This window comes from Phytohabitans aurantiacus, assembly GCF_027923225.1.
GTDB lineage: Bacteria > Actinomycetota > Actinomycetes > Mycobacteriales > Micromonosporaceae > Phytohabitans > Phytohabitans aurantiacus.
Genome location: NZ_BSDI01000040.1, coordinates 90,014 through 110,692, shown reverse-complemented (window position 1 = coordinate 110,692; position 20,679 = coordinate 90,014). Strand labels below are relative to the sequence as shown.

20 protein-coding genes are annotated in these 20,679 nt (G+C 69.7%); 6 read left to right on the top strand and 14 right to left on the bottom strand.

Features of this window, described 5'->3' with window-relative positions:
- Window positions 1–18: 18 nt before the first annotated feature.
- The 4 genes from QMG73_RS31925 to QMG73_RS31910 form a co-directional block, all read right to left on the bottom strand.
- Window positions 19–1,101 (bottom strand): sugar phosphate isomerase/epimerase family protein, encoded by a 1,083-nt coding sequence (locus tag QMG73_RS31925; RefSeq protein WP_281901876.1) that lies wholly within the window; start codon window positions 1,099–1,101, stop codon window positions 19–21.
- 194 nt (window positions 1,102–1,295) lie between these two features.
- A complete protein-coding gene (locus QMG73_RS31920) occupies window positions 1,296–2,078 on the bottom strand; it encodes an ABC transporter permease (protein ID WP_281901874.1) in 783 nt (260 codons plus the stop codon).
- Window positions 2,078–2,827 (bottom strand): ABC transporter permease, encoded by a 750-nt coding sequence (locus QMG73_RS31915; protein WP_281901872.1) that lies wholly within the window; start codon window positions 2,825–2,827, stop codon window positions 2,078–2,080. The genes QMG73_RS31920 and QMG73_RS31915 overlap by 1 nt, the downstream gene beginning before the upstream one ends.
- Window position 2,828: 1 nt before the next feature.
- Window positions 2,829–3,758 carry an ABC transporter ATP-binding protein gene (locus QMG73_RS31910; protein WP_281901870.1) on the bottom strand — a complete coding sequence of 310 codons (930 nt, stop codon included), beginning with the start codon at window positions 3,756–3,758 and terminating at the stop codon, window positions 2,829–2,831.
- A gap of 111 nt (window positions 3,759–3,869) precedes the next feature.
- Here QMG73_RS31910 and QMG73_RS31905 point away from each other — a divergent pair, with 111 nt between their 5' ends.
- Window positions 3,870–5,051, top strand: a complete 1,182-nt coding sequence (locus QMG73_RS31905) for an ROK family transcriptional regulator (RefSeq protein WP_281901868.1) — start codon at window positions 3,870–3,872, stop codon at window positions 5,049–5,051.
- Here the strand turns inward: QMG73_RS31905 and QMG73_RS31900 are convergent, their stop codons facing one another.
- Window positions 5,052–5,558 carry a hypothetical protein gene (locus tag QMG73_RS31900; protein WP_281901866.1) on the bottom strand — a complete coding sequence of 169 codons (507 nt, stop codon included), beginning with the start codon at window positions 5,556–5,558 and terminating at the stop codon, window positions 5,052–5,054.
- A complete protein-coding gene (gene dnaG / locus QMG73_RS31895) occupies window positions 5,558–7,417 on the bottom strand; it encodes a DNA primase (RefSeq protein WP_281901864.1) in 1,860 nt (619 codons plus the stop codon). The genes QMG73_RS31900 and dnaG overlap by 1 nt, the downstream gene beginning before the upstream one ends.
- A 134-nt stretch (window positions 7,418–7,551) precedes the next feature.
- On the opposite strand from dnaG, the gene QMG73_RS31890 reads away from it, so the two are divergent.
- The 3 genes from QMG73_RS31890 to QMG73_RS31880 are packed head-to-tail and all read left to right on the top strand — an operon-like array spanning window position 7,552 to window position 10,876.
- On the top strand, window positions 7,552–8,142 hold the full coding sequence (locus tag QMG73_RS31890) for a DUF4956 domain-containing protein (protein ID WP_281901863.1): 591 nt from the start codon (window positions 7,552–7,554) through the stop codon (window positions 8,140–8,142).
- Window positions 8,139–8,954, top strand: a complete 816-nt coding sequence (locus tag QMG73_RS31885) for a polyphosphate polymerase domain-containing protein (protein ID WP_281901861.1) — start codon at window positions 8,139–8,141, stop codon at window positions 8,952–8,954. The genes QMG73_RS31890 and QMG73_RS31885 overlap by 4 nt, the downstream gene beginning before the upstream one ends.
- The gene (locus QMG73_RS31880) at window positions 8,921–10,876 is read left to right on the top strand and encodes a CotH kinase family protein (protein WP_281901858.1); all 1,956 of its coding nucleotides are present in this window, start codon (window positions 8,921–8,923) and stop codon (window positions 10,874–10,876) included. Before QMG73_RS31885 ends, QMG73_RS31880 begins: the two co-directional genes overlap by 34 nt.
- A gap of 54 nt (window positions 10,877–10,930) precedes the next feature.
- Here QMG73_RS31880 and QMG73_RS31875 read toward each other — a convergent pair whose 3' ends face one another.
- The 3 genes from QMG73_RS31875 to QMG73_RS31860 all read right to left on the bottom strand — a co-directional run bounded on the left by QMG73_RS31875 (window position 10,931) and on the right by QMG73_RS31860 (window position 14,098).
- The gene (locus QMG73_RS31875) at window positions 10,931–11,449 is read right to left on the bottom strand and encodes a DUF1707 and FHA domain-containing protein (protein ID WP_281901856.1); all 519 of its coding nucleotides are present in this window, start codon (window positions 11,447–11,449) and stop codon (window positions 10,931–10,933) included.
- A gap of 39 nt (window positions 11,450–11,488) precedes the next feature.
- On the bottom strand, window positions 11,489–13,693 hold the full coding sequence (locus QMG73_RS46240; protein WP_309299550.1) for a DUF6055 domain-containing protein: 2,205 nt from the start codon (window positions 13,691–13,693) through the stop codon (window positions 11,489–11,491).
- A gap of 114 nt (window positions 13,694–13,807) precedes the next feature.
- A complete protein-coding gene (locus tag QMG73_RS31860) occupies window positions 13,808–14,098 on the bottom strand; it encodes a metal-sensitive transcriptional regulator (RefSeq protein ID WP_281901854.1) in 291 nt (96 codons plus the stop codon).
- Window positions 14,099–14,183: 85 nt separating this feature from the next.
- On the opposite strand from QMG73_RS31860, the gene QMG73_RS31855 reads away from it, so the two are divergent.
- Entirely contained in the window at window positions 14,184–14,393 is a 210-nt protein-coding gene (locus tag QMG73_RS31855) for a heavy-metal-associated domain-containing protein (RefSeq protein ID WP_281901852.1), read from the top strand.
- A 76-nt stretch (window positions 14,394–14,469) separates the two neighbouring features.
- Window positions 14,470–14,712: a helix-turn-helix domain-containing protein gene (locus tag QMG73_RS31850; RefSeq protein ID WP_281901850.1), complete on the top strand. Its 243-nt coding sequence runs from the start codon at window positions 14,470–14,472 to the stop codon at window positions 14,710–14,712.
- Here the strand turns inward: QMG73_RS31850 and QMG73_RS31845 are convergent.
- The 5 genes from QMG73_RS31845 to QMG73_RS31825 form a co-directional block, all read right to left on the bottom strand.
- Window positions 14,675–15,460 carry a hypothetical protein gene (locus tag QMG73_RS31845; RefSeq protein WP_281901848.1) on the bottom strand — a complete coding sequence of 262 codons (786 nt, stop codon included), beginning with the start codon at window positions 15,458–15,460 and terminating at the stop codon, window positions 14,675–14,677. The two genes, QMG73_RS31850 and QMG73_RS31845, sit on opposite strands and share 38 nt — an antisense overlap.
- 84 nt (window positions 15,461–15,544) lie before the next feature.
- Entirely contained in the window at window positions 15,545–17,707 is a 2,163-nt protein-coding gene (locus tag QMG73_RS31840; protein WP_281901846.1) for an AMP-binding protein, read from the bottom strand.
- The gene (locus tag QMG73_RS31835; protein WP_281901844.1) at window positions 17,704–18,588 is read right to left on the bottom strand and encodes a beta-ketoacyl synthase N-terminal-like domain-containing protein; all 885 of its coding nucleotides are present in this window, start codon (window positions 18,586–18,588) and stop codon (window positions 17,704–17,706) included. The genes QMG73_RS31840 and QMG73_RS31835 overlap by 4 nt, the downstream gene beginning before the upstream one ends.
- Window positions 18,581–19,786 (bottom strand): beta-ketoacyl-[acyl-carrier-protein] synthase family protein, encoded by a 1,206-nt coding sequence (locus tag QMG73_RS31830; protein ID WP_281901842.1) that lies wholly within the window; start codon window positions 19,784–19,786, stop codon window positions 18,581–18,583. Before QMG73_RS31830 ends, QMG73_RS31835 begins: the two co-directional genes overlap by 8 nt.
- Complete coding sequence (locus tag QMG73_RS31825) at window positions 19,776–20,027, bottom strand: acyl carrier protein (RefSeq protein WP_281901840.1); 252 nt, start codon at window positions 20,025–20,027, stop codon at window positions 19,776–19,778. Before QMG73_RS31825 ends, QMG73_RS31830 begins: the two co-directional genes overlap by 11 nt.
- Between the last annotated feature and the right edge of the window lie 652 nt (window positions 20,028–20,679).

Here is a 20,679-nt window from a genome sequence, read left to right as displayed (position 1 = left end):
TGAGGCTGCGCGGTGTTCCTACCGGTAGATGGTCAGGTCGGACATGTTGGTGTAGCTGAGCGCGGCGAAGTTCATCGACTGCCCCGGGTTGGCCGTGCCGCCGGGAGCGGTGTCCTGCTCCCAGTTGGCGTGGTGGTAGTCCTGCTCCCCGATCACCTCGAAGAACTGCTGGAAGTTGATGTCGCCCTCGCCCAGCGGCGTCATCACGTATCCGTTGGCTTGCTCCGGCGCCTTGTCGCCGTCCTTCGCGTGGAAGAGCGGGAACCGCTTGGTGCGCCGGGCCACCGTCAGGATCGGGTCGAAGATGTCCGTCTTCACCTGACCGGCGGAGTTCGTGTATGTCTTGTGCTTGAACTTCGCCACGTGCGCCCAGTAGATGTCCATCTCGAAGAACACGTACTTCGGGTCGGTCTTGGCGAAGAAGTACTCCAGCCGCCGCACGCCCGACGAGCGCGTGGGCTTGCCGTTGGCGTCCAGCGGGCCGGCGTCGAGCAGGAAGCTGTACGCGATGTCGTGGTTGTGCGTGTAGAGCTTGATGCCCCGTTCCTTGGCCTGCCGTCCCAACTCGTTCCACACGTCGGCCGCGGCGTCCCAATCGGACTGGTACGCGCTGCCCGTCGGGTCGGAGCCGGTGCCGATGTGCTTCATGCCCAGCTCTTCGGCGATGTCGAGCTGCTGCTGGAACGTCGCCGGGTTGATCTGAGTGTGCGTGCCGTTGGCCACGAGCCCGTTGTCGTCGAGGATCTTCCTGATCTCGGCCGGCGTGATCTGGCGGCCGAGGATCGAGGTGTGCTGGTTGTACCCAGCGAACTCGATCTCCTTGTATCCGACCTCGGCCAGCCGGCTGAGCACCCGCTCGAAGCCGTATGGGACGCCGCTCTCGTCGGGCGCCGCCGCGATGCGGTCGCGCACGCTGTACAGGATGATGCCGCGGTTCTGGTGCGGGATAAGGGGCTCGACCGTGAGCTTCTTGTCGCCGAGCGCGGGGGCGCCGGTCTGGAGGACGGGCAGGCCGGCGGCGCCGATCGCGGCAGCGGCTCCGGCCGAGGCGGTGAGCAGCCGCCGGCGGGTCAACGCGGACTTGGACTGCGGCTCGTTCATGCGTTCTCACCTTTCGTGGTCACGCGCTGCCGATGCGCCGGACCGAGGAAAACAGGAGATGAGAGGGGGTACGGGGGTGCCGCCCGAGCTTTGTGTCAATGGTGTTACGTCCTGAGAGCAGACGCTAGCGGCACCGCTGGGCGAAAGAAAGTCCCCAGAGCGCCAAACTTTTGACGATCTCAGCGAAAGCTCGGTTATTTAGCGAGCAACTTACCCATCCGGCGCGCGGCGACCCACAGGCCCAGCGCCAGCACGGCGACAAGATAGGCCAGGTCGAGCCATGGGTGACCGCCCGAGGTGCCCGTCGTGATGCCCCGGATCAGGTCGACCGCCCGGTACAGCGGAGACAGCTCGACGACCCACCGCAGCACCGCCGGGTAGCTCTCGGCCGGCACGAACGTGCCCGAGAACAGGAACAGTGCGAACTGGGCCGAACCCACCACGTCGAAGTCTTGCCAACCACGCATGAACGTGGACAGCGTCATGCCCAGCGCCCCGAACGCGAAGCCGGTCAGTACGGTCGCCGGGAAGGCGGCCAGCGCCCGCAGCCCGGTGGTCAAATCCATCGTCACCATGACGACCAGGAACGCCGCGGAGTACAGCGAGCCGCGCACCATGGCCCAGGCCAGCTCGCCGAGCGCGATCTCGAAGGGCTGCACGGGGGTGGCCAGTACCCCGTCGTACAGCTTCATGTACTTCATCTTCCCGAAGAAGTTGAAGGTGGTCTCCGAGAGCGCGCCGGACATCGCCGAGGACGCCAGCATCGCGGGCGCGACGAACGCGGCGTACGCCACCACCTCGCCGCCGGGCAGCGTGAGGTCGCCGACCAGCGCGCCCACCCCGATGCCGATCGACAGCAGGTAGAGCAGCGGCTCCAGGAAGCCGGAGAGCAGCACGAGCCAGTACGCCGACTTGAGGGCGGCCACGTTGCGCTCGGACACCGACAGCGCCCGCCGGCCAACCGCGATGGCGAGCATCAGACCACCAGCCTCTTCGCGAACTGCCGGCGTGCCAGCAGGTAACCACCGACCGCCCACACCGACAGGTACGCCAGGTGACCGGCCACCGACCACTCCGGTGCCACGCCGAGCGTCGCCGCCCGGCTGAGGTCGACGCCGTGCCACAACGGCGACGCGTATGCCAGCCACCGCAGGCCGACCGGCAGCGACTCGACGGGGAAGAAAACGCCCGCGAACAGCGACATCGGGATCACCACGAACCGGAACAGCAACGCGAGGAAGCTGTCGCTCGTGACCGAGGAGCTGTAGGCGAACGTGGGCGCCGCGACCGCGAACGCGAGCAGCGCGCCGATCGGCAGCGTGGCCAGCGCCCACGGCGAGTGCAGCACGCCGAACGCGAGTGCCACCAGCAGGAACGCCACGATGCTGGTGAGCGCGCGGAACATCACGAAGAGCAGGTTGCCGCCGAGGATGTCGTCGAGGCGCACCGGCGTGGCCGCCTGCCCCTCGTAGGTGCGCACCCAGTTGAAGCTGCTGAGCACCGGCCAGGTCGACTCGAAGACGGCCACCTGCAGCGCGGTCGACGCGATCAGGCCGGGCACCATCCAGTCGAGGTACGGCGCGCCGTCGACGCCACCCTCCACATAGGCCCCGACCCCGAGGCCGAACCCGAGCATGGTGAGCAGCGGCAGCACGAACGACGACATCGCGCTGCCCCGCCACACCCGCCGGTAGCTGACGAGGTAGAACTCGAAGACCGCGGCCATGTCAGTCGACCAGGGTCCGGCCGGTGAGGTGCAGGAACACGTCTTCGAGCGAGCTGCGCCGCTCCAGCACGCTCGCTGGGGTCAGCGCCCGCTCGTGCACCGCCGCGAGGGCCGCGTCGCCATCCTCGACATACAGCAAGATGCGGTCGGGCAGCACCTCGACCCGCTCCCCGATGCCGGCCAGCTTGTCGGCGAAGCCCTCCTGCGACTCGGCGGTGAAGCGCAGCTCGACCACCTCACGCGTCGAATACCGCTCGATGAGCTCGCGCGGTGAGCCCTCGGCGACGATCTTGCCGGCGTCCATCACCACGAGCCGGTCGCAGAGCTGCTCGGCCTCGTCCATGTAGTGCGTGGTCAGCACGAGCGTCACGCCCTGCTGCTTGAGCCGGAAGAGCCGCTCCCACACCAGGTGCCGGGCCTGCGGGTCGAGCCCGGTGGTCGGCTCGTCGAGCAGCACGATCTCGGGCTCGTTGACCAGCGCACGGGCGATCGTCAGCCGGCGCTTCATGCCGCCGGACAGTGGCTCGACCTTGCTGCCCGCCCGCTCGGTGAGCTGCACGAAGTCGAGCAGCTCGTCGGCGCGCTGCCGAGCCACCTTGCGCGGGATGCCGAAATATCGCGCGTAGGTCGTGAGGTTTTCCCGGACGGTCAGCTCGGGGTCGAGGTTGTCGAGCTGCGGGCACACGCCCAGGCGGCCACGGATCGCCGGGCCGTCGCGGCGCGGATCCATGCCGAGGATGCGCAGCGTGCCGCCGGTCGGCGGCGAGACGCAGCCCACCATGCGCATGGTCGAGCTCTTGCCGGCACCGTTTGGACCGAGGAAGCCGAAGGCCTCTCCCGGCTGGACGTCGACGTCGATGCCGTCGACCGCGGTGAAGGAGCCGAACCGTTTGACCAGCCCCCGAGCATGGATAAGTGGTTCAGTTGCCACGCCACGCACCCTAGCCCCGGGGTCCGACACGAACCCACCGACTTTCGGACTTTTGAAGAGATAGAACAAAGTTCATCGCTGTCGAGCCGAACTTTAGGATATCTTGGACGAATGGTTGGCGTGTGGCCCGACAATCGGCACCAGGCGGCAGTGCTCCGCCTCCTGCGCGACGGCGGGCCGTCCTCGCGCGCCGAGCTGGTCGAGGCGGTGGGACTCTCCCGATCCAAGCTGGGGCTGGAGATCGACCGCCTCGTCGAGCGCGGGCTCGTCGAGGCGGTCGGCCCGGCGGCCAGCCGTGGCGGGCGCCGCTCGTCGGTGGTACGCATCGCCACCACCACGCGCTTTCTGGGCATCGACATCGGCGCCAGCACGCTCGACCTGGCCGTGGTCGACGGCGAGATGCGGATGATCTCACGGCTCACCGAGCAGACAGACCTGCGGCGCGGGCCGGCGAAGGTACTCGCCCAGGCTTTGGAACTCGTCAACAAGCTGCGCGCCGACACGGGCACCACGCGGTTCGCCGGAGCGGGTGTCGGCGTGCCCGGCCCGGTCAGCTTTCGCGAGGGTGTGCCGGTGTCGCCGCCGTTCATGCCGGGCTGGCATCGGTTTCCGGTACGCGAGACCATCGCCACCGAGCTGGCCTGCCCGGTACTGGTCGACAACGACGTCAACATCATGGCGCTCGGCGAGATGCACGCCGGCATCGCCCGTTCGTTCGACGACTTTCTGTTCGTCAAGATCGGCGCCGGTATCGGCTGCGGGATCGTGGTCGGTGGCCAGGTGTACCGGGGCGCGACCGGCAGCGCCGGCGACATCGGGCACACCTCGGTCGACCCGCACGGGCCGGTGTGCGTGTGCGGCAACACCGGCTGCCTGGAGGCGTTCTTCGGTGGAGCGGCCCTCAGCCGGGACGCCCTCGCCGCCGCCCAGTCGGGCAGGTCGCCGCAGCTCGCCGAGAGGCTGGCCGAGGTCGGCACGGTCACCTCGGTCGACGTCGCGCGGGCGGCCGCCGAGGGTGACCCGTACTCGATCGGCATGGTGCGCGACGGCGCGCGACGGGTCGGTCAGGTCCTCGCCGGCCTGGTCAGCTTCTTCAACCCCGGCCTGGTCGTGGTCGGCGGCGGCGTCGCGGGCATCGGCCACGCGCTGCTCGCCGAGATCCGCGGCGTCGTCTACCGCTCCTCGCCACCGCTGGCGACAGGCGACATGCCGATCGCCCTGTCCGAGATGGGCGACGAGGCCGGCCTGGTAGGCGCCGCCCGCCTGATCAGCGACCACATCCTCACGCCCTGATCACGAGAAGGTGGTGGCGGCGCGGGCCGCGGTTACCAGGTCGGCCACCGCCTCTGGGGCGGGTGGGGTGTCGGGGTCGTAGCGGGCCGTCCAGGTCAGGCCATCCACGCCGCTCACCCGCCGCGCCACCACCCGCACGCCGCCACCGTCGGGCAGCGCGTGGTGTTCCGTGTACGCCACCGACTTGGTCACCCGGGCGCGCACCTGGTGCGGCAGCTCGCCCGGGTCGAGCAGCAGGTACGAGAGCGGTAGCCGGTCGGCCACCACCGTGTACCCCTCCTGCTCCTCGACGACGGTGGCCGCCGTGACCGCGAGCTCGCGCCCCGACCACGCCGCTTTGTGGATCTCGTGCCAGCCGAGGCGGTCGTGCTCCGGCAGCCACAGCCCGCGGTTGGTCGCGACCACGACACCGCCGCCCGACTCGGCCCACGCCAATACCCGCTCGTCGCGGTCGAGCGCCGGCCGCCGGTCGGCTGGCAACTTGGGCTTGCGCCGGAACAGTCCCATCAAAGCCCTCCAACCGCCTGCTCGCGCAGCGCCCGCGCGTGCTGCTCCAGCGGCACGAGCTCGCCGAAGAGGCGGAGGTGATCGTCTGCATTGGATACCGGGTTGACGCGCTGAAGCCTCGACTTGAGGTCGCGGATGCGGGCATCGACCGAGGCGAGCTGGAGCCGCGCCAGCGTCACCGAGACGTAGTACGGGTCGGGCTCGCGGTCGATCCGCATCGGCTCCACGGCCAGCTCGCCCACCAGCGCCTTCGCGGCCAGGTCGGGGCTGGCGTCGCGTACCCCTTCGATCCACACCGCTCCGGCGACGGCGGACGCGGCCCCACCGGCATCGGTGATCGCCTGCCGGATCGCCACATGCACCGGGTGCCGGTAGACCTCGGGGCCCAGCGCGTCGAACATCGGGCCAGCGAGCACCGGCGCCTGGAGGGCCAGCTTCAACGCCTCGCGCTCGACCGCCGCTTGTGGACTGTCCACAGCCGACTCCGGGAGTGGCGCCGAGCGCGCGGGCGGCTCGGCCCGGCCCAGGGCGGCCGCCACGGCACGCTGTACCGGCTCGATCTCCATGCCGAGATCGCCGGCGAGCTTCCGGACGTACTCGGGACGCTTTTCCCTGTCTTTGATCTTCGCGACCAGCGGCGCGGCCCGGCGCATCGCGTCGACCCTGCCCTCGACGGTGTCGAGGTCGTGCCGTGACAGCACCTGCCGCAGCGCGAAGTCGACGAGCGGCTCGCGGCGCGCGACCAGGTCACGCACTGCCATGTCGCCCTTGGCGAGGCGCAGGTCGCAGGGGTCCATGTTGTCGGGCGAGACCGCGATGAAGGTGCGGCCGACGAACCTCTGGTCTTCCTCGAACGCCCGCAGCGCCGCCTTCTGCCCAGCCGCGTCGCCGTCGAAGGTGAAGATGATCTCGCCGGCGAACCCGTCGGTGTCCATGAGCAGCCGGCGCAGCACGCCGATGTGGTCGGTGCCGAAAGAGGTGCCGCAGGTGGCCACGGCCGTCGGGACGTCGGCCAGGTGGCAGGCCATCACGTCCGTGTACCCCTCGACGATGACCACGCGCCCCTGCTTGGCGATCTCGCGTTTGGCCTGGTCGACGCCGTAGAGCACGTGCGACTTCTTGTAGATCGGCGTCTCGGGCGTGTTGAGGTACTTGGGCCCGTCATCGTCGTCGAAGAGCTTGCGCGCCCCGAAACCGATGACGTCGCCGGTCAGGTCCTTGATCGGCCACAGCAGCCGGCGGCGGAACCGGTCGATCAGCGACCCCGACCGCGCCTCACGCGCCAATCCGGCGGTGATCAGCTCCTGTGCGGTGAAACCCTTCTGCCGCAGGTGCTTGGCGAGCAGGTCCCAGGCGTCCGGGGCGAACCCGCAGCTGTACCGCTCGGCGGCCGCCTTGTCGAAGCCGCGCTGGGCGAGGAACTCGCGGGCCGGCCGCGCCCCCGCGGTGCCGAGCATGTCCGTGTAGTACTCCAGGGCGGCGGCGTGTGCGGCGACCAGGCGCTGCCGCTGCCCCTGCTGCTGGCGGACGGGCGCCGGGCCGGCCTCGATGTACCGGAGCTGGATGCCGGCGCGGGCGGCGAGCCGCTCGACCGACTCGACGAACGTCAGGTGGTCGATGTCGATCAGGAATTTGATCGCGTCGCCACCGGCGCCGCAGCCGTGGCAGAAGTACACATTTCGGCCGGGTGCGACGGTGAACGAGGCGGTCTTTTCGTCGTGGAACGGGCAGAGGCCCTTGAGATTGCCCCCGCCGGCCGACTTCAGCGTGACGTGCTCGGAGATGACGTCGGCGATCGCAGTGCGTTCGCGGACCAGCGCGATGTCCTCGTCTCGGATGCGGCCAGCCATGCCGTACATCCTGCCTCGCGAACCTGATCTTGGCGATCCGGCCCTTCGTTACTCACATTCCATTGACCAACATTGATTTAACCAAGTATTCTTCCGGAATTGTTCCGGTAAGCATAACCCGTTTCCGGGGAGGACCATCGCCCATGGCGCAGCTCACCCTGTTCGCGGTCGACGTCGTCGCGGTAGGTGTCCTGGTATTCGGGCTCTACTTCCCGCGCCACCGCAGGCGTGACCTGGTCGTCGCCTACCTCGGCGTCAACGTCGGCGTCCTTGCCGTGGCCAGCGCGCTGAGCGTCAGCACCATCGGCGCCGGCCTCGGTCTCGGCATGGCCCTTTTCGGCGTACTGTCGATCATCCGGCTGCGCTCCACCGAGTTGGACCAGCACGAGGTCGCCTACTACTTCTCGGCGCTGGCGCTCGGTCTGCTCGGTGCGCTCGAAGCCAACCCACTCTGGCGCAACGTGGCGCTGATGGCACTCATCGTCGTCGTGATGTTCGTCGGCGACCACGCCCGGCTGTTCCGCCGGTACCGCCACCAGATCGTCGTACTGGACTCGGCGATCACCGATCACGTGGCGCTGGTCGCCCACCTCGAACAGATCCTCGGCGGCCGGGTGCACGCGGTGACGGTCCAGCGCGTCGACCTCGTCAACGACACGATGGTGGTCGACGTGCGGTACGCCATCGCGCCGGTGCCGGTGGGCGTCGGTCCCATGCTGGCGGCGCACCGGTGAGCGCGCTGGTCGCGACCTCCCGCCTCTGGGACCTGGCGCCGATCGGCCTCGACGACCTCATGGAGCGGGCCGCGCTGCAGACCCGCGTCGACCGCAAGTACCTGGTGCCGCTGACCGAGGTCGACGCGTTGCTCGCCGACCTGGAAGCGGGCACCGAGATCCTGGACATCGACGGGACACGGGTCTTCACCTACGAGACGGTGTACTTCGACACGCCGGAGCTCACCAGCTACCTGCTGACGGCGTACCGGCGCCGCCGGCGTTTCAAGGTGCGCACGCGCACCTATGTGGACTCGGCGACGTGCTGGCTCGAGGTGAAAGTGGCTGGCTCGCGAGGCGACACGGTCAAGCACCGCGCGCCGTACCACCGCGAGCACCACGCCACAGTGGACCCCGGCCGGGAGTTCGTCGACAGCGTGCTCACCGGGTTCGGGCAGCAGGCGAGCTTCGCGCCCACGCTCGTCACCCGGTACCGCCGCTGCACGCTCTTCGTGCCCGCCACCGCCAGCCGGGTCACCATCGACACCGACCTGTCGTGGCACGACCGGCACCATCGCCTGCACCTGCCCGGCCTCGCGGTGGTCGAGACCAAGACGAGCCGAGCTGTGTCCACTGTCGACCGTCGACTGTGGCGGCGCGGACATCGCCCGACCCGCATCTCCAAGTACGCCACGGGTCTGGCCGCCCTGCGCACCGACCTGCCGGACGCACCCTGGCGGCGCGTCCTGCGCCAGCACTTCACCGCTGCCCCCGTTCCGCTACGGAAGGAGTCCGCTCCGTGTTTCGCGCTGCCGCCACTGCCCTGGCGGTGATCCTGGTCACCGTCATGAGCCCGCCCGTGCGGGCCGCCGCCGATCTCACTGGCGACATCGTGTTCTCGGTACCCAGTGGCACCTTCCAGGGCGAGGTGAACGTTTCCCTGAGCACCGCGGTCAGCGGCGCCCAGATCCGGTACACGACGAACGGCCAGCTCCCCACCGCGAGTTCGACGGCGTACGGGGCGCCGTTGCGGTTAACGGCGACCACGCAGCTGCGTGCCCAGGCGTTCGTCAACGGCGCCGCCACGGGTGCGCCCGGCACGGCTCTCTACATCGCACGGTCGTTCAACGCCAGCCACGACCTGCCGCTCGTCGTCGTCGACGCGTACGGCCAGGGCAAGCCGGGTCGGGAGTACGTCGACGCGGCCACGATGGTCTTCAACGCACCCGCGTCGCTCGGTTCGGCGCCGGCCATCGCCACGCGCGCCGGGGTACGGCTGCGCGGGCAGTCGTCGTCGACGTTCGAGAAGGCGCCGTACCGGTTGGAGTTCTGGGACAACGCGAACGAGGACGCCGACCACGCCGTGCTCGGCATGCCGGCCGACTCCGACTGGGTGCTGCGCGGGCCGTTCACCGACAAGTCGCTCATCCGGGACGCGTTCGTCTACGGGCTCGGGCGAGACATGGGCATTCCCGCGCCACGGTTCGCGTTCGTGGAGTTCTATCTCAACACCGATGCCAGTCCGCTCGCCGCGAGCGACTACCAGGGCGTCTACATGGTCGTCGAGACCATCAAGAACTCCAAGGACCGGCTCGACCTCAAGCAGCTCGAAGAGGAAGACACCACGCTGCCCAAGATTCAGGGCGGGTACATCTTCAAGTTCGAGTGGATGGCCGCCGAAGAGCCGATCCTGCCGTGCACCGGGCCGGCCGCCACCTGCTGGAACTATCTGGAGGTCGAGGACCCGTCACCGCTCAACACCCAGCAGCGCGCGTGGCTCACCCAGCACCTGCAACAGTTCCACGACCTCATGCACACTTCCGGTGCCAACGATCCGTCAACCGGGTATCGCGCGTGGATCGACGTGCGCTCGTTCGTCAACCAGCTCATCATCTACGAGGTGAGCCGGGAGATGGACGCGTACGTGCGCAGCGCGTACTTCCACAAGGATCGGGATACGAAGATTTTCGCCGGTCCACTGTGGGACTACGACCTGAGCTTCGGCGTCGGCGGGTTCTTCAACAACACGCAGACCGCCGGCTGGCAGTACCAGCAGACGCGGCAGCCGACGGCCAACGACTGGTTCCAGATCCTGATGCGCGATCCGGCTTTCGTCGCGGACGTCAAGACCCGCTGGCGGGAGCTCCGGCAAGGTGTGCTGTCCAACTCCTCCCTCAACGCGCGCATCGACAGCCTGGCGGCACCGTTGACAAACGCCGCCCAGCGAAACTTCCAGCGCTGGCCGAACCTCAGCTCCCCACAGGTGGGCTTCTTCCAGACGCCGACCGCGCCGACGTGGCAGGGCCAGGTGCAGGCCATGCGAACCTGGCTGACGCAGCGGGTGTCCTGGTTGGACAGTGCGGCCGGCTTCGGCGGCGGCACCACTCCCCCGCCAACCACTCCCCCGCCAACCACTCCCCCACCGACGACTCCTCCGCCCACAAGCGCTCCCCCCGCGCCTACCGGGTGCACGGCCACCTACTCGGTGACCAGCCAATGGACGGGCGGTTTCCAGGCCGAGGTGCGGGTCGTGGCGGGCTCCGCGCCGATCAACGGCTGGACGGTGACGTGGACGTTCGCCAACGGTCAGAGCCTCAGCCAGGCGTGGAACGCGACGGTCACCACCAGCGGCACGGCGGTGACCGCCCGGAACGTGTCGTACAACGGCGCGCTGGGTGCCGGCGCCAGCACCACATTCGGCTTCATCGGCTCCTGGACCGGCACGAACGCGGTCCCCACCCTCACCTGCAGGTAACCCCGTGATCAGGGCGTCCCTCAAGTCGTTAGAGCGACTTGAGGGACGCCCTGATCACGAAACTATGCGTAGGCGTTGGGAGCCCAGATCGACGACGTCGCCGGGACGGACCGGCGAGGGTGCCTGGAGCTTCCACCCGTTGATGCGGCTGCCGTTCGTGGATCCCAGGTCGGACAGCGTCCACTGCCCGTCGTTACCCGTCAGCACCGCGTGCCGGCGCGACACGGTGTCGTCGGCCAGCCGCAGGTCGCAGGCGTTGTCGCGGCCGATCACGTAGCTGCCCGGGGCGGGTGGCAACCGCAGCTGCATCTCGGGCACCGCCGCCGCGACGGCCGGTCGTGAGAGGGAGCGGGTGGCCCGGTCGAGCAGCATCCGCGCCCGGGCCAGCACGCCACGGGCCGGCAGGTCACCGACGACCGCTTTCAACTCGCTGCGTCGCCGCGCTTCGAGGGCCATGCGCAGCCGGGTGACGAACGTGACCTCGGAGAGCCGCCCATCTCGCGCCCCGTCACGCAGGGCTCGAACGGCGTCCTGCCGTTCGCGGTGCGAGATGCGTAGCCACTCCGAGGTCATCGCCACATTATCGGTGTATGTCGCTAACCCGTACAGCCCTCAGCGGGCGGTGCAGGTCAGCGCGGGTACGGCGTTGGTCGCACCCGACGACGCGGTGAAGCCGAACGCCGCGCCGGCACCGGCCGCGAGGGCACCGTTCCAGGAGACGTTCTGCGCCAGCACGCTCGCGCCGTTGCTGGTCACGGTCGCGTTCCACGCCTGGGTGATGGTCTGGCCGTTCGCGTACGTCCAGCTCACCGTCCAGCCGTTGATCGGTGCCGTACCCGCACGCACGCTCACGTCGCCCTGGAACCCGCCCTGCCACTGGCTGGTAATGGTGTATGTCGCGCTGCATCCCGCTCCGGAAGGCGGCGGTGTCGTGGCGGGTGGAGGGGTTGTCGCGGGCGGCGGCGTCGTCGCCGGCGGGGTCGTCGCGGGAGGCGTGGTGGCCGGCGGCGTCGTCGCGGGCGGCGGCGTGGTCGGGTTCGTGTCACCGGTGATGGCGAGTTCCTCGGTGGTGAACGTGCCGTGTGCCGGGTTGACGTCGACCTCGGTCGAGCCGCTGCCGCAGGCCCGGTCCGGGTTGAACAGCAGGTACGTCCCGGACGAGCAGTTGCCGCCGGTGGGACCGGCCGGTGGTTCGGCGTCACCGCCGATGATGGCGCTGCCGCCGATGGTCACTCCACCGTGGACGATCGCGTTGTGCCGGACGATCGCGTTGCCGGTGACCGTGCCGCCGTTGACCCACGCGAGGTCTTCGATCCGGGCGTTGCCGCTCACCGTGCCGCTGAAGACCGCCGCGCGGGGGCCGACGTACGCGGTCGACGCCACGCTGGCGTTGCCGGCGACCCAGCCTCCACCGTTGGAGTGCCAGCGCCCGCCGTTGGTCGCCGCCGGCTTCTGGTACCCAGCCTGGTGACCGTCCGGGATCGCGCCGGAAATGCGGAACTCGTACGGGTACCGGCGGTTCTTCGACCAGCCGTCGAGGAAGCCGTACTTGGGCACGGCGGTCGCCGGCGTACCGGTGACGACCAGGTACACCTCGGTCTCACCGGCCTGCGTCTGGAAGCTGATCTGCCCGCTGGTGCCCTGGGTCAGTGGCCCGTACCGCGGGGTGCTGCCGTTGCGGACCGCGACGAAGCCGAACGTCCAGCCCGTGGCGCCGGTCTCGGCGTGTCCCTTGAGGTGCAGCCGGATCAGCGCGCCGCTGCTGTCCGGTACAAGCTTGATCTTGTTGTATCCGTAGTCCGACGGTGCCATCGCGTCCGAGATCCGGTAGTGGCGGGCGCTGGCGTTGACCGCCTCGACCGGCACACCCTTGTACGCGTTGAGGAAGCCCGCCCCGTACACGTTGTTGATGAACCCGATGAAGTCGGCGCGGTTCGTGTAGTCCCAGGTGACGTTGTGCTGGGCGTACTCGCCGAGGCGGCGGTTCAGCTCGGTGTGCGAGATGTTCGCGATCCGCCGGTACGTCTCGAGCGGGTGCTCGGTGTTGCGGGCCTCGTTCCACATCCGGTTGAACATGGCGAGCCCGTCACGGTCCTTGATGTACTGCGCCAGCATCCACGCGCCGTAGTGATGGCGGCTCGAGCTGTAGTACAGGTTTTCCGTCCGCAGCCACCGGGTGAGGTCACCGGCTGCCGCGCGCGGGTACACCTGCATGGCCATGAACTCGGCGCTGGCCTCCCAGAAGGTGCCGGCCGACGGGTGCGTGAAGCCCATGCCGGAGCGACCCAGGAACGTGTAGTTCTGGAACACGTGCGCGAGCTCGTGCGCGAGACCCCACGATCCGGGCTGCGCCGCGCCGGGCGCGATGTTGATGACGCCGACCCGCCCGTCCGTCGAGCCGCCGGTCGCCCAGGCGTCCAGCGCGGTCCGGTTCCAGGTGCGCGTGACGATCACGATGATCTTGTGCTCGGCCAGGAGCCCGGTCTCCGGCGTGAACTGCATCGTGTTCACGTAGAAGGAGTACAGGCTCTCCAACTGGCTCAGGATGTTGGCTGGGTCGAAGCGGAACTCCGACGGCGCGGTCAGGGGGTTGGTGCCCGACTTCTCACCCCACAGCAGGATGAAGTTCGCCGACTCCCTGGTCCGATCCGTCGCCCACGGCACCTCGCCGGTGCTCTGCCAGCGGGCCGGGATGAAGACGGTCTTGGCGGCGGCGGACGCTTCGGGCATCAGGCGCGGCAGGCCGAAGGAGACGCCGAGCGCGAGCAACGCGGTCGCGATCAGCAGATATCGGCGCCACGATGGCCGATTTGACATGGCAATCCTCTGGTAGACGACGGGTCGATCCTCGCCCGGAGAGGATGCACCGAACATGGTGAATGTCCGGTCTTTGGATGTCAAGCCTATCGATGGAAGCGCTCCCGCACCACTTCAGCCGCGTTTCATGAGGCGACCGACGGCCGCCATCATCTCCGTCGCCATCTCCTCGCCACGCCCGTCGCTGGCACCCTCGTGCATGCAGTGGCGGGCGTGACCGTCGAGAAGGCCGAGCGCGACCTTGTCGAGCGCCGCCTGGATGGCGGAGATCTGGGTGAGCACGTCGATGCAGTACCGGTCGTCGTCGACCATCCGCTCGATGCCGCGAACCTGCCCTTCGACCCTGCGCAGGCGCGCGAGCAACTGGTCTTTGCTGGCGGTGTAGCCACGAACTGGTGTCGTCATGACTCCAAGGATAGTCAAACCCCCCGGGGGTATGCTAGGTTTCAGATACCCCGGTGGGGTAACTTGGCGAGGGAGGGAGCTACCAGTGATCACCCAGACGTTCCGCGTGAAGGGCATGACCTGCGGACACTGCGTCAACTCGGTCAGCAGCGAGGTCGGCGCGCTGCCCGGCGTCGATGACGTCCAGGTCGACCTGACCTCCGGCACGGTCACCGTCCAGAGCGCCGCGGCCCTCGATGAGCAGGCCGTCCGCGAGGCTGTCGACGAAGCCGGATACGAGTTGGTCAGCGCCTGACGTGGTTTAGGCTTGACTAAAGGTTTAGGTAGAGCTAACGTTGAGGTCTGGTAGCTCGGCACAGGGGGCGTGACTCATGGCTCGCGAGTCTTTCGATCTCTTGCGTGTCATCGTCGACGAGGTGACGTGGTATATGCGAGAGCACAAGATCACCCGTGCCGAGCTGGCCTCGACGATGGGCGTCTCGCCCGGGCGGGTCAGCCAGATCCTCTCCGGCGATGAAAACCTCACCCTTCGCACCCTCGGATCGGTGATCGACGCTCTCGGCGCCGAGATCGACCTCACCCTCCGCTCGCGGGAGCCGAGACTCGCCGGTTGACCATTGGCGCCGGCCGGTAGCAGGGCATTTTCCGGTACCCCGCGGCGTAGCCGACGCTTATCAGTCGCACCAGATCGCGCTCCGCGTCGTGCCGCAGGATGTTCGCCAGCCGCCCCAGATCGTCCAGGTACCGCCGGTAGCGCGGCTCTCGGGTCACGCGCGCCTCGTCCAACGCGACCTCGACCTTCTGCCGCGCCACTCCGTTTTCGATGATCTGCACGATGCCCAGCCGCGTCTCGATCCCGCTGAGCACGGCATGGATCCTCGCTCGCCGCTTCTCTTCCAGCGACAGCCGCTCCCGCAGGTACTCCTGGTAGACGCGCGCCGCCATGTGCAGCTCGTCGGTGCTCCACATGGGATCGACGCGCCGCTCGCACCAGGTGTCTCGGTCGTCGGCCATCCCCTCGTGCATCCGGGCCAGCAGCCGCGCCAGCCATAACGTCGACGCGTCGCGGGCCAGGTTGCGCCGGGCCTCACCGTTGTTACGGATCTGCCCGAGCCACAGCCAACTCGGCGCCGCGACGCCGACACCGAGGAAGGCGTGCGGCAGGTGGCTCAGCAGCGTGACGCCGGCGAACGCGACCGCCGTGGACAGGGCGCTCGTGATCCCGACCACCGCGAGCGCCCACCACCTGCTACTCGGACCGAACGGCCGGCCCTTGCCCTCACAGCGCAGGAAGAGGAAGAACGCCGCCGACGCGAACGCCAACGCGAACGTGACCCCCAGACCCAGCGCTTCGCCCGGCACGGTGGTGACCCCTCTCGCCGCGGCGCTCTCCACGCAAGATAGCCGCGTTACGGACGGGAGCCAACCGGTTACCCGACTCTGTCCTCAATGGCGAAAGATCGTCCGGAGCACCTCCGCGGTTCGCGCCGCGTTGGTCGCGACGAAGTAGTGATCGCCGTCGACCGCGTGCGCGGTCGACACGAGGTCCGCCGGCAGGTTCGCGGTGATCGCGTCGAGCGTGCAGAGCGGGTCATGGGTACCGGCCAGCACGTGCACCGCCGTGCCGAGCGAACCCTCCCACCCCTGCGCCACCAGCGCGAGGTCGCGCCGGAACCGCGGCAGCACCAGCCGCCGTACCTCGTCGGGCGTGAGCGAGGTGCGCGGCAGCAACCCGGCCCTCAGCAGCTCGACGACCAGCGTCTCGTCGTCCAGCGCCAGGAACTCGCGTGGAATCCGGCCCGCCCACACAGGCAGCGCGGAGAGCACGACGTGCGCGTCGTCCAGCCGCCCGCCCGCGAGCCCGGCCACCTCGGCGGCCAGTACCGCGCCCACGCTGTGCCCGAGCAGCACCGAGCCGTCAGAGACGTACGGCGTGATGGCCTTCCACCACGCCTCGGCCGCCTCGCCGAGCGTGACGCCGTTGCGGTACGACGCCTCGCCGGCCACCACCCGCCAGCCGGGCAGGTGCCGGGCCAGCCGGGTGAACGAGCCTGACGAGCCGCCCGCGTAAGGGATGCAGACAAGCGTGCGGCCGGGGTCGTTGCGCAGTACCCGCATCGTCACCGACGCGACCTCGCGCACTCCCGCGGCCCTCAGCTTGAACCGGGCGAGCTTGCCGGTCGACGTCACCGGCAGCCGGTCGACCACCTCGACCACGGCGGGCCGTTTGAAGGCCGGGAGTGCCCGGAACGCGCGGCGCGCCGCCGCGTGCACCGCGTCCAGCTCCGCGCCCGGGGTCGGCACCAGGTACGCCACGGCCTGTTCCAAGCCGCGGTCATCGCGGGAGCCGACGACCGCGCACTGCGCCACGCTCGGGACGCCGAGCATCGCGGCCTCGATCTCGAACGGCGACACCTTGTAGCCGCCCACATTGATGAGATCATCGCGCCGGCAGACGAACTCAACCACGCCGCCGGGTCCGCGCCGCACGATATCGCCCGTGTACGCGCCACCGTCAGCGAACGTCCGCGTGGTCGCCTCGGGACGGTCCAGGTATCCGGCCGCGACCGACGCGCCCGCGATGTGCAGCCTGCCGGGCGAACCGTTCGTCACCGGATTGCCCTCGTCGTCGCGGACCGAGATCCGGATGCCGGGCACCGCCGTGCCCGTCCAGCCGGGCTGGGTGCCGCGGGTCGCCACGACGATGTGCAGCACCTCGGTCGCGCCGAGGCCGTTGATGATCGGGACGCCGTACCGCTTGACGAACCACTCGCAGATCGGGGATGGCAGGTGCTCGCCGGCCGAGACCGCGAGCCGGAGGCTTCCGAGCGGCTTCCGCTCGTCGAGGAGGGCGGCGTACATGCGCGGCACCGAGCAGAGGACCGTCGGCTGGTGCGCGGCGACCGCCGCCGCCACCTTGTATACATCCGGTGGTCCTGACATCAGCACGGCCCGTGCCCCGGCGGCCAGCGGAAACAGCAACGAGTTGCCGAACCCGTACCCGAACGAGAGCTTCGCCGTGGACAGCACGACGTCGGTCGGGCCGAGGCCGAGCAGCTTGCCGAACCCGCCGAGCACGCTGTCGATGCCGGCCCGGGTGTGCAGTACTCCCTTGGGCGTCCCGGTGCTGCCCGACGTGTACTGGATCAGCACCACGTCGCCGCTCTCCTGTGCGACCAGCGGCGGCGCGTTACCTGCGGCACCGGGGTTACCCGTGTCACTTGGTAGAGCCCAGTCGGCGCCGCCCCGCGGTACATCGAACGGGCCGGTCATCGGCACCTTGGCGGCCGCACTCTCGTCCAGGTGCAGAAACGCGGCGTAGCAGTCCTTGGCGACGAACTCGATCTCCTGCACGGTCAGCATCGGGCTCACCGGTACCGGGATGCCGCCGTTCCACCACACCGCGAGGATCGCCACGACGGCCGGTACCGAGTCGTCCGACACGACCAGTGCCCGCGAACCGGGCCGGAATCCGGTGTCCGCCAAGCGGCTCGCGTACGCCCGGACCGCCCGGCCCAGGTCCGCGTATGTCATCTGGCCGGCGCCGTCCACATAGGCCACCGACTTCCCCGGAGCGCCCAGCAGCCGCTCGACGATGTTGACGTTCACGATGACGAGACCTCCAGTACCACGGCGTTTCCGCGCGGCTCGATGGCGAGCGCCAGGATGGTGACGGGACGGGTGGTTTCACCGCAGAGCGCGACCGCGCAGACCGCCGCGATGAGGCCACCGGCCGCACCGAAGTCGCCGAGCGTCCGCTCGACATGCCATACCGGGTACGGCAGGCGCTTCGCCAGCGCCTCGGCGATACCGGTATCGGGTGTCGCGACGACGAGGCCGGCGGTGGCGCCGAGTGCCGCTTCGTCCAGCGCACCGCGATGGCGCGTGCGCAGGTGTACTCCCTTGTGGTTCGCGGGTGCGAGGGCGAGGCACGCGGCTCCCTCCGCGGCGATGAAGCCGTTCGGAGCGCGCCACGGGCTCACCGCCGCTGAGCCGCCGGCCAGTACGCCGGTCGCGTCGCCGGTCGCGATGAGCCTGATCGCCTCGGCGATCGCCGACAGGCCCGCCGTGGCACCGCCCGTCAGGGTGAGGTTCGGTCCCACGAGGCCCAGCCGGATCGAGATCATGGCCGCCGGGATGTTGAACGCCGAGGCGGGACCGAGCGCGGGACTCGCGAGTCCTGGGTCCAGTGTGGACGCCTCGGTGCAGATTGTCGCGTACTCGGTCAGGCCCGCCGTCGAACTGGCCCACGCCACGGCGGCGGCGTCGCGCGGACCACCCGGGTCGGCGTCGGCCGCCGCGGCGAGCGCGAGCCGTGACTCGTGCGCCATGTTCCGCAGCCCGCGCGTGCCGATCCGCTCCGGCATCCGCGGGTCGACCAGATCGCCGCCGACCGGTGCCTCGCGGGCCACCAGCCACCCGGCCAGCTCGTCGGTGCCGCCCACGCCGGACAGCCGAAGGCCCACCTGCGCGACCGCGGCCCTAGGCATCGTCGTTCCTTCCCAGCAGTACCGTCGACACGCCACCGCCGAAGCCATACGCCTGGCTGAGCACGACGTCCACTGTGGTCTTCCGGCCACCGGGCGGCACCAGGTCGACACCCGCGCAGTCGGGGTCCGGCTCCAGCAGCGTCACGTTGCCCGGGATGCGGTTCTCTTCCAACGCCTTCACCGCGACGATCGCCTCCAGCGCGGCCGCGCCACCCTCGGCGTGCCCGATCTGGCCCTTGATGGACGACAGGACGGGGCGGCGCTTCCCCGCCAGCGCCTTGGCGACCGCGCGCGCCTCCACACCGTCATTCGCGGGCGTACCCGTGCCATGCGCGCACACCCAGTCGACATCGTCGGCGCCCAGGCCGGCGCGGGTGAGGCAGGTGTGGATCGTCGCGATCAGGCCGGAGCCGTCGGGGTGCGGTTGCGTGACGCTGTACGCGTCGGCGGCTGACGCCGTGGCCAGTACCCGGGCCAGCGGCTCGACACCGCGAGCCAGGGCGCGTTCGGGGCGCTCCAGCACCAGTACGCCGGCGCCCTCGCCCGGCATCGTGCCCCGCCGGCCGGCGTCGAACGGCCGGATCGTGTCCGGCGCCAGCGCCCGCATCGCCGTAAAGAACGCGAACACCTCCAGCGACAACTCGTCCACGCCACCGCAGATCGCCACGTCCACCTCGCCCGAGGCGACCGCCGCAGCGCCCGCCGCGATCGCGATGTTGCCGGCCGAGCAGCCCGGCGCGAACAGCACCACCGGACCGTTGACGGCCACCACCTGGCAGAGCGTCGCGAGCAGTTCATCCGGATCCGCCCACGTGCGGTCCGAAACCCCCAGCCGTCCCGGACCGATCGCGCGGTCCAGCACCGGCCGGGTACCCATCACCGTGCCGACGAAGACACCCAACTTCTCCCGCCGGGCCCGGGGCGCGATGCCCGCCTGGCCCAACGCTTCCAGAGCCGCCGCGCTGAGATACCGCGCCACCAGCGACTCGTGATGCGGCAGCGCCGCGTCCAGCGCGGCCACCGTCTGCGCCGGGACTTCCCCCGCCCGCTGGGTCGGGTACCCGGAAACGTCGAAGCGGGTGACCGGACCGGTCAGCACCCGCCCACCGACAGTGGCGTCCCACAGCGCGGTCACACCCAGGCCGGCGACCGAAACGGCGCCGATGCCGGAGACCGCGACCGCTCTCCTACGGTCCAATGTAGAGACCCTTGCCACGCAGTACCGCGAGCGTGTCACCGATGTCGCGAAGGCCGGCCGCCTCCTCGTCGGTAAGCTTCACGCCCAGCTGTCGTTCGATGCGCACCACCAGCTCAACCTTCTGGAGCGAGTCGACCCCGAGATCCTCGTAGAACGACGCGCCCTCGGTGACCTCCTCAGGTCCGACCTCAAACACCTCTGCCGCCAGGTCGCGTAGCCGAGCAGCCGACACATTGGGCACCGCCCTCTCCTCACCTGTCCGCCGTGTCACCGCCGAGGCCGACGGCCAGCCGAAGCACACACCTGATCAAGTCCGCGCCGTCGCACACAGGGTCCGTCAAATCGCTCTTGACAACACCCCGCCGGCGGCGCTGCGCGCGGTCCGCCCGCGCCCGACGCGCCCGCGCCCGGGCGGTCGCGCCCCGCGCCCTCTCCCCGCCGATCAAGGGCGAATGCACGCGGTTGGATCTCTTTCCGCGTGCATTCGCCCTTGATCCATGCACTTGCCCTTGATCGATCGGCGCCCGCCGGCAGCGCGACCCGCTCACCGCACGGCGCCGGCGGCCGCCGGGCCAGTGCGCCCGGCGATGCCGCCGCTCTCGTCTTGACCATCCGACGTCGGGGTTCGTCCGTCCATGGATTCGAGCTACTGCGACGCAGGCCGCGGTAGCCCAAGCATCGACCCTGATCTTGACCTACCGGCGGACCAGCCTGGTGCGGGCCGCGGATCTACGCGGCGTTCCAGCAGGTTCAGGGAAAGTGCTGCATCACCACGGCCCGGAGGGCGCATTTTCCCCGAAACTGCTGCATCCCGCGCCGCTCGCCGACGCAAGGCCGTCCGGCACGCGCCGCGCCGCGGGATGCGGTGGAAACGCCGCGAGGGTCCGCCGATC

What these genes read in the sequence shown, in the direction of transcription:
- QMG73_RS31925 (WP_281901876.1), bottom strand. Translation starts at nt 1,101, where the DNA reads ATGAACGAGCCGCAGTCCAAGTCCGCGTTGACCCGCCGGCGGCTGCTC.
- QMG73_RS31920 (WP_281901874.1), bottom strand. Translation starts at nt 2,078, where the DNA reads ATGCTCGCCATCGCGGTTGGCCGGCGGGCGCTGTCGGTGTCCGAGCGC.
- QMG73_RS31915 (WP_281901872.1), bottom strand. Translation starts at nt 2,827, where the DNA reads ATGGCCGCGGTCTTCGAGTTCTACCTCGTCAGCTACCGGCGGGTGTGG.
- QMG73_RS31905 (WP_281901868.1), top strand. Translation starts at nt 3,870, where the DNA reads ATGGTTGGCGTGTGGCCCGACAATCGGCACCAGGCGGCAGTGCTCCGC.
- QMG73_RS31900 (WP_281901866.1), bottom strand. Translation starts at nt 5,558, where the DNA reads ATGGGACTGTTCCGGCGCAAGCCCAAGTTGCCAGCCGACCGGCGGCCG.
- dnaG (WP_281901864.1), bottom strand. Translation starts at nt 7,417, where the DNA reads ATGTACGGCATGGCTGGCCGCATCCGAGACGAGGACATCGCGCTGGTC.
- QMG73_RS31890 (WP_281901863.1), top strand. Translation starts at nt 7,552, where the DNA reads ATGGCGCAGCTCACCCTGTTCGCGGTCGACGTCGTCGCGGTAGGTGTC.
- QMG73_RS31875 (WP_281901856.1), bottom strand. Translation starts at nt 11,449, where the DNA reads ATGACCTCGGAGTGGCTACGCATCTCGCACCGCGAACGGCAGGACGCC.
- QMG73_RS46240 (WP_309299550.1), bottom strand. Translation starts at nt 13,693, where the DNA reads ATGTCAAATCGGCCATCGTGGCGCCGATATCTGCTGATCGCGACCGCG.
- QMG73_RS31860 (WP_281901854.1), bottom strand. Translation starts at nt 14,098, where the DNA reads ATGACGACACCAGTTCGTGGCTACACCGCCAGCAAAGACCAGTTGCTC.
- QMG73_RS31850 (WP_281901850.1), top strand. Translation starts at nt 14,470, where the DNA reads ATGGCTCGCGAGTCTTTCGATCTCTTGCGTGTCATCGTCGACGAGGTG.
- QMG73_RS31835 (WP_281901844.1), bottom strand. Translation starts at nt 18,588, where the DNA reads ATGCCTAGGGCCGCGGTCGCGCAGGTGGGCCTTCGGCTGTCCGGCGTG.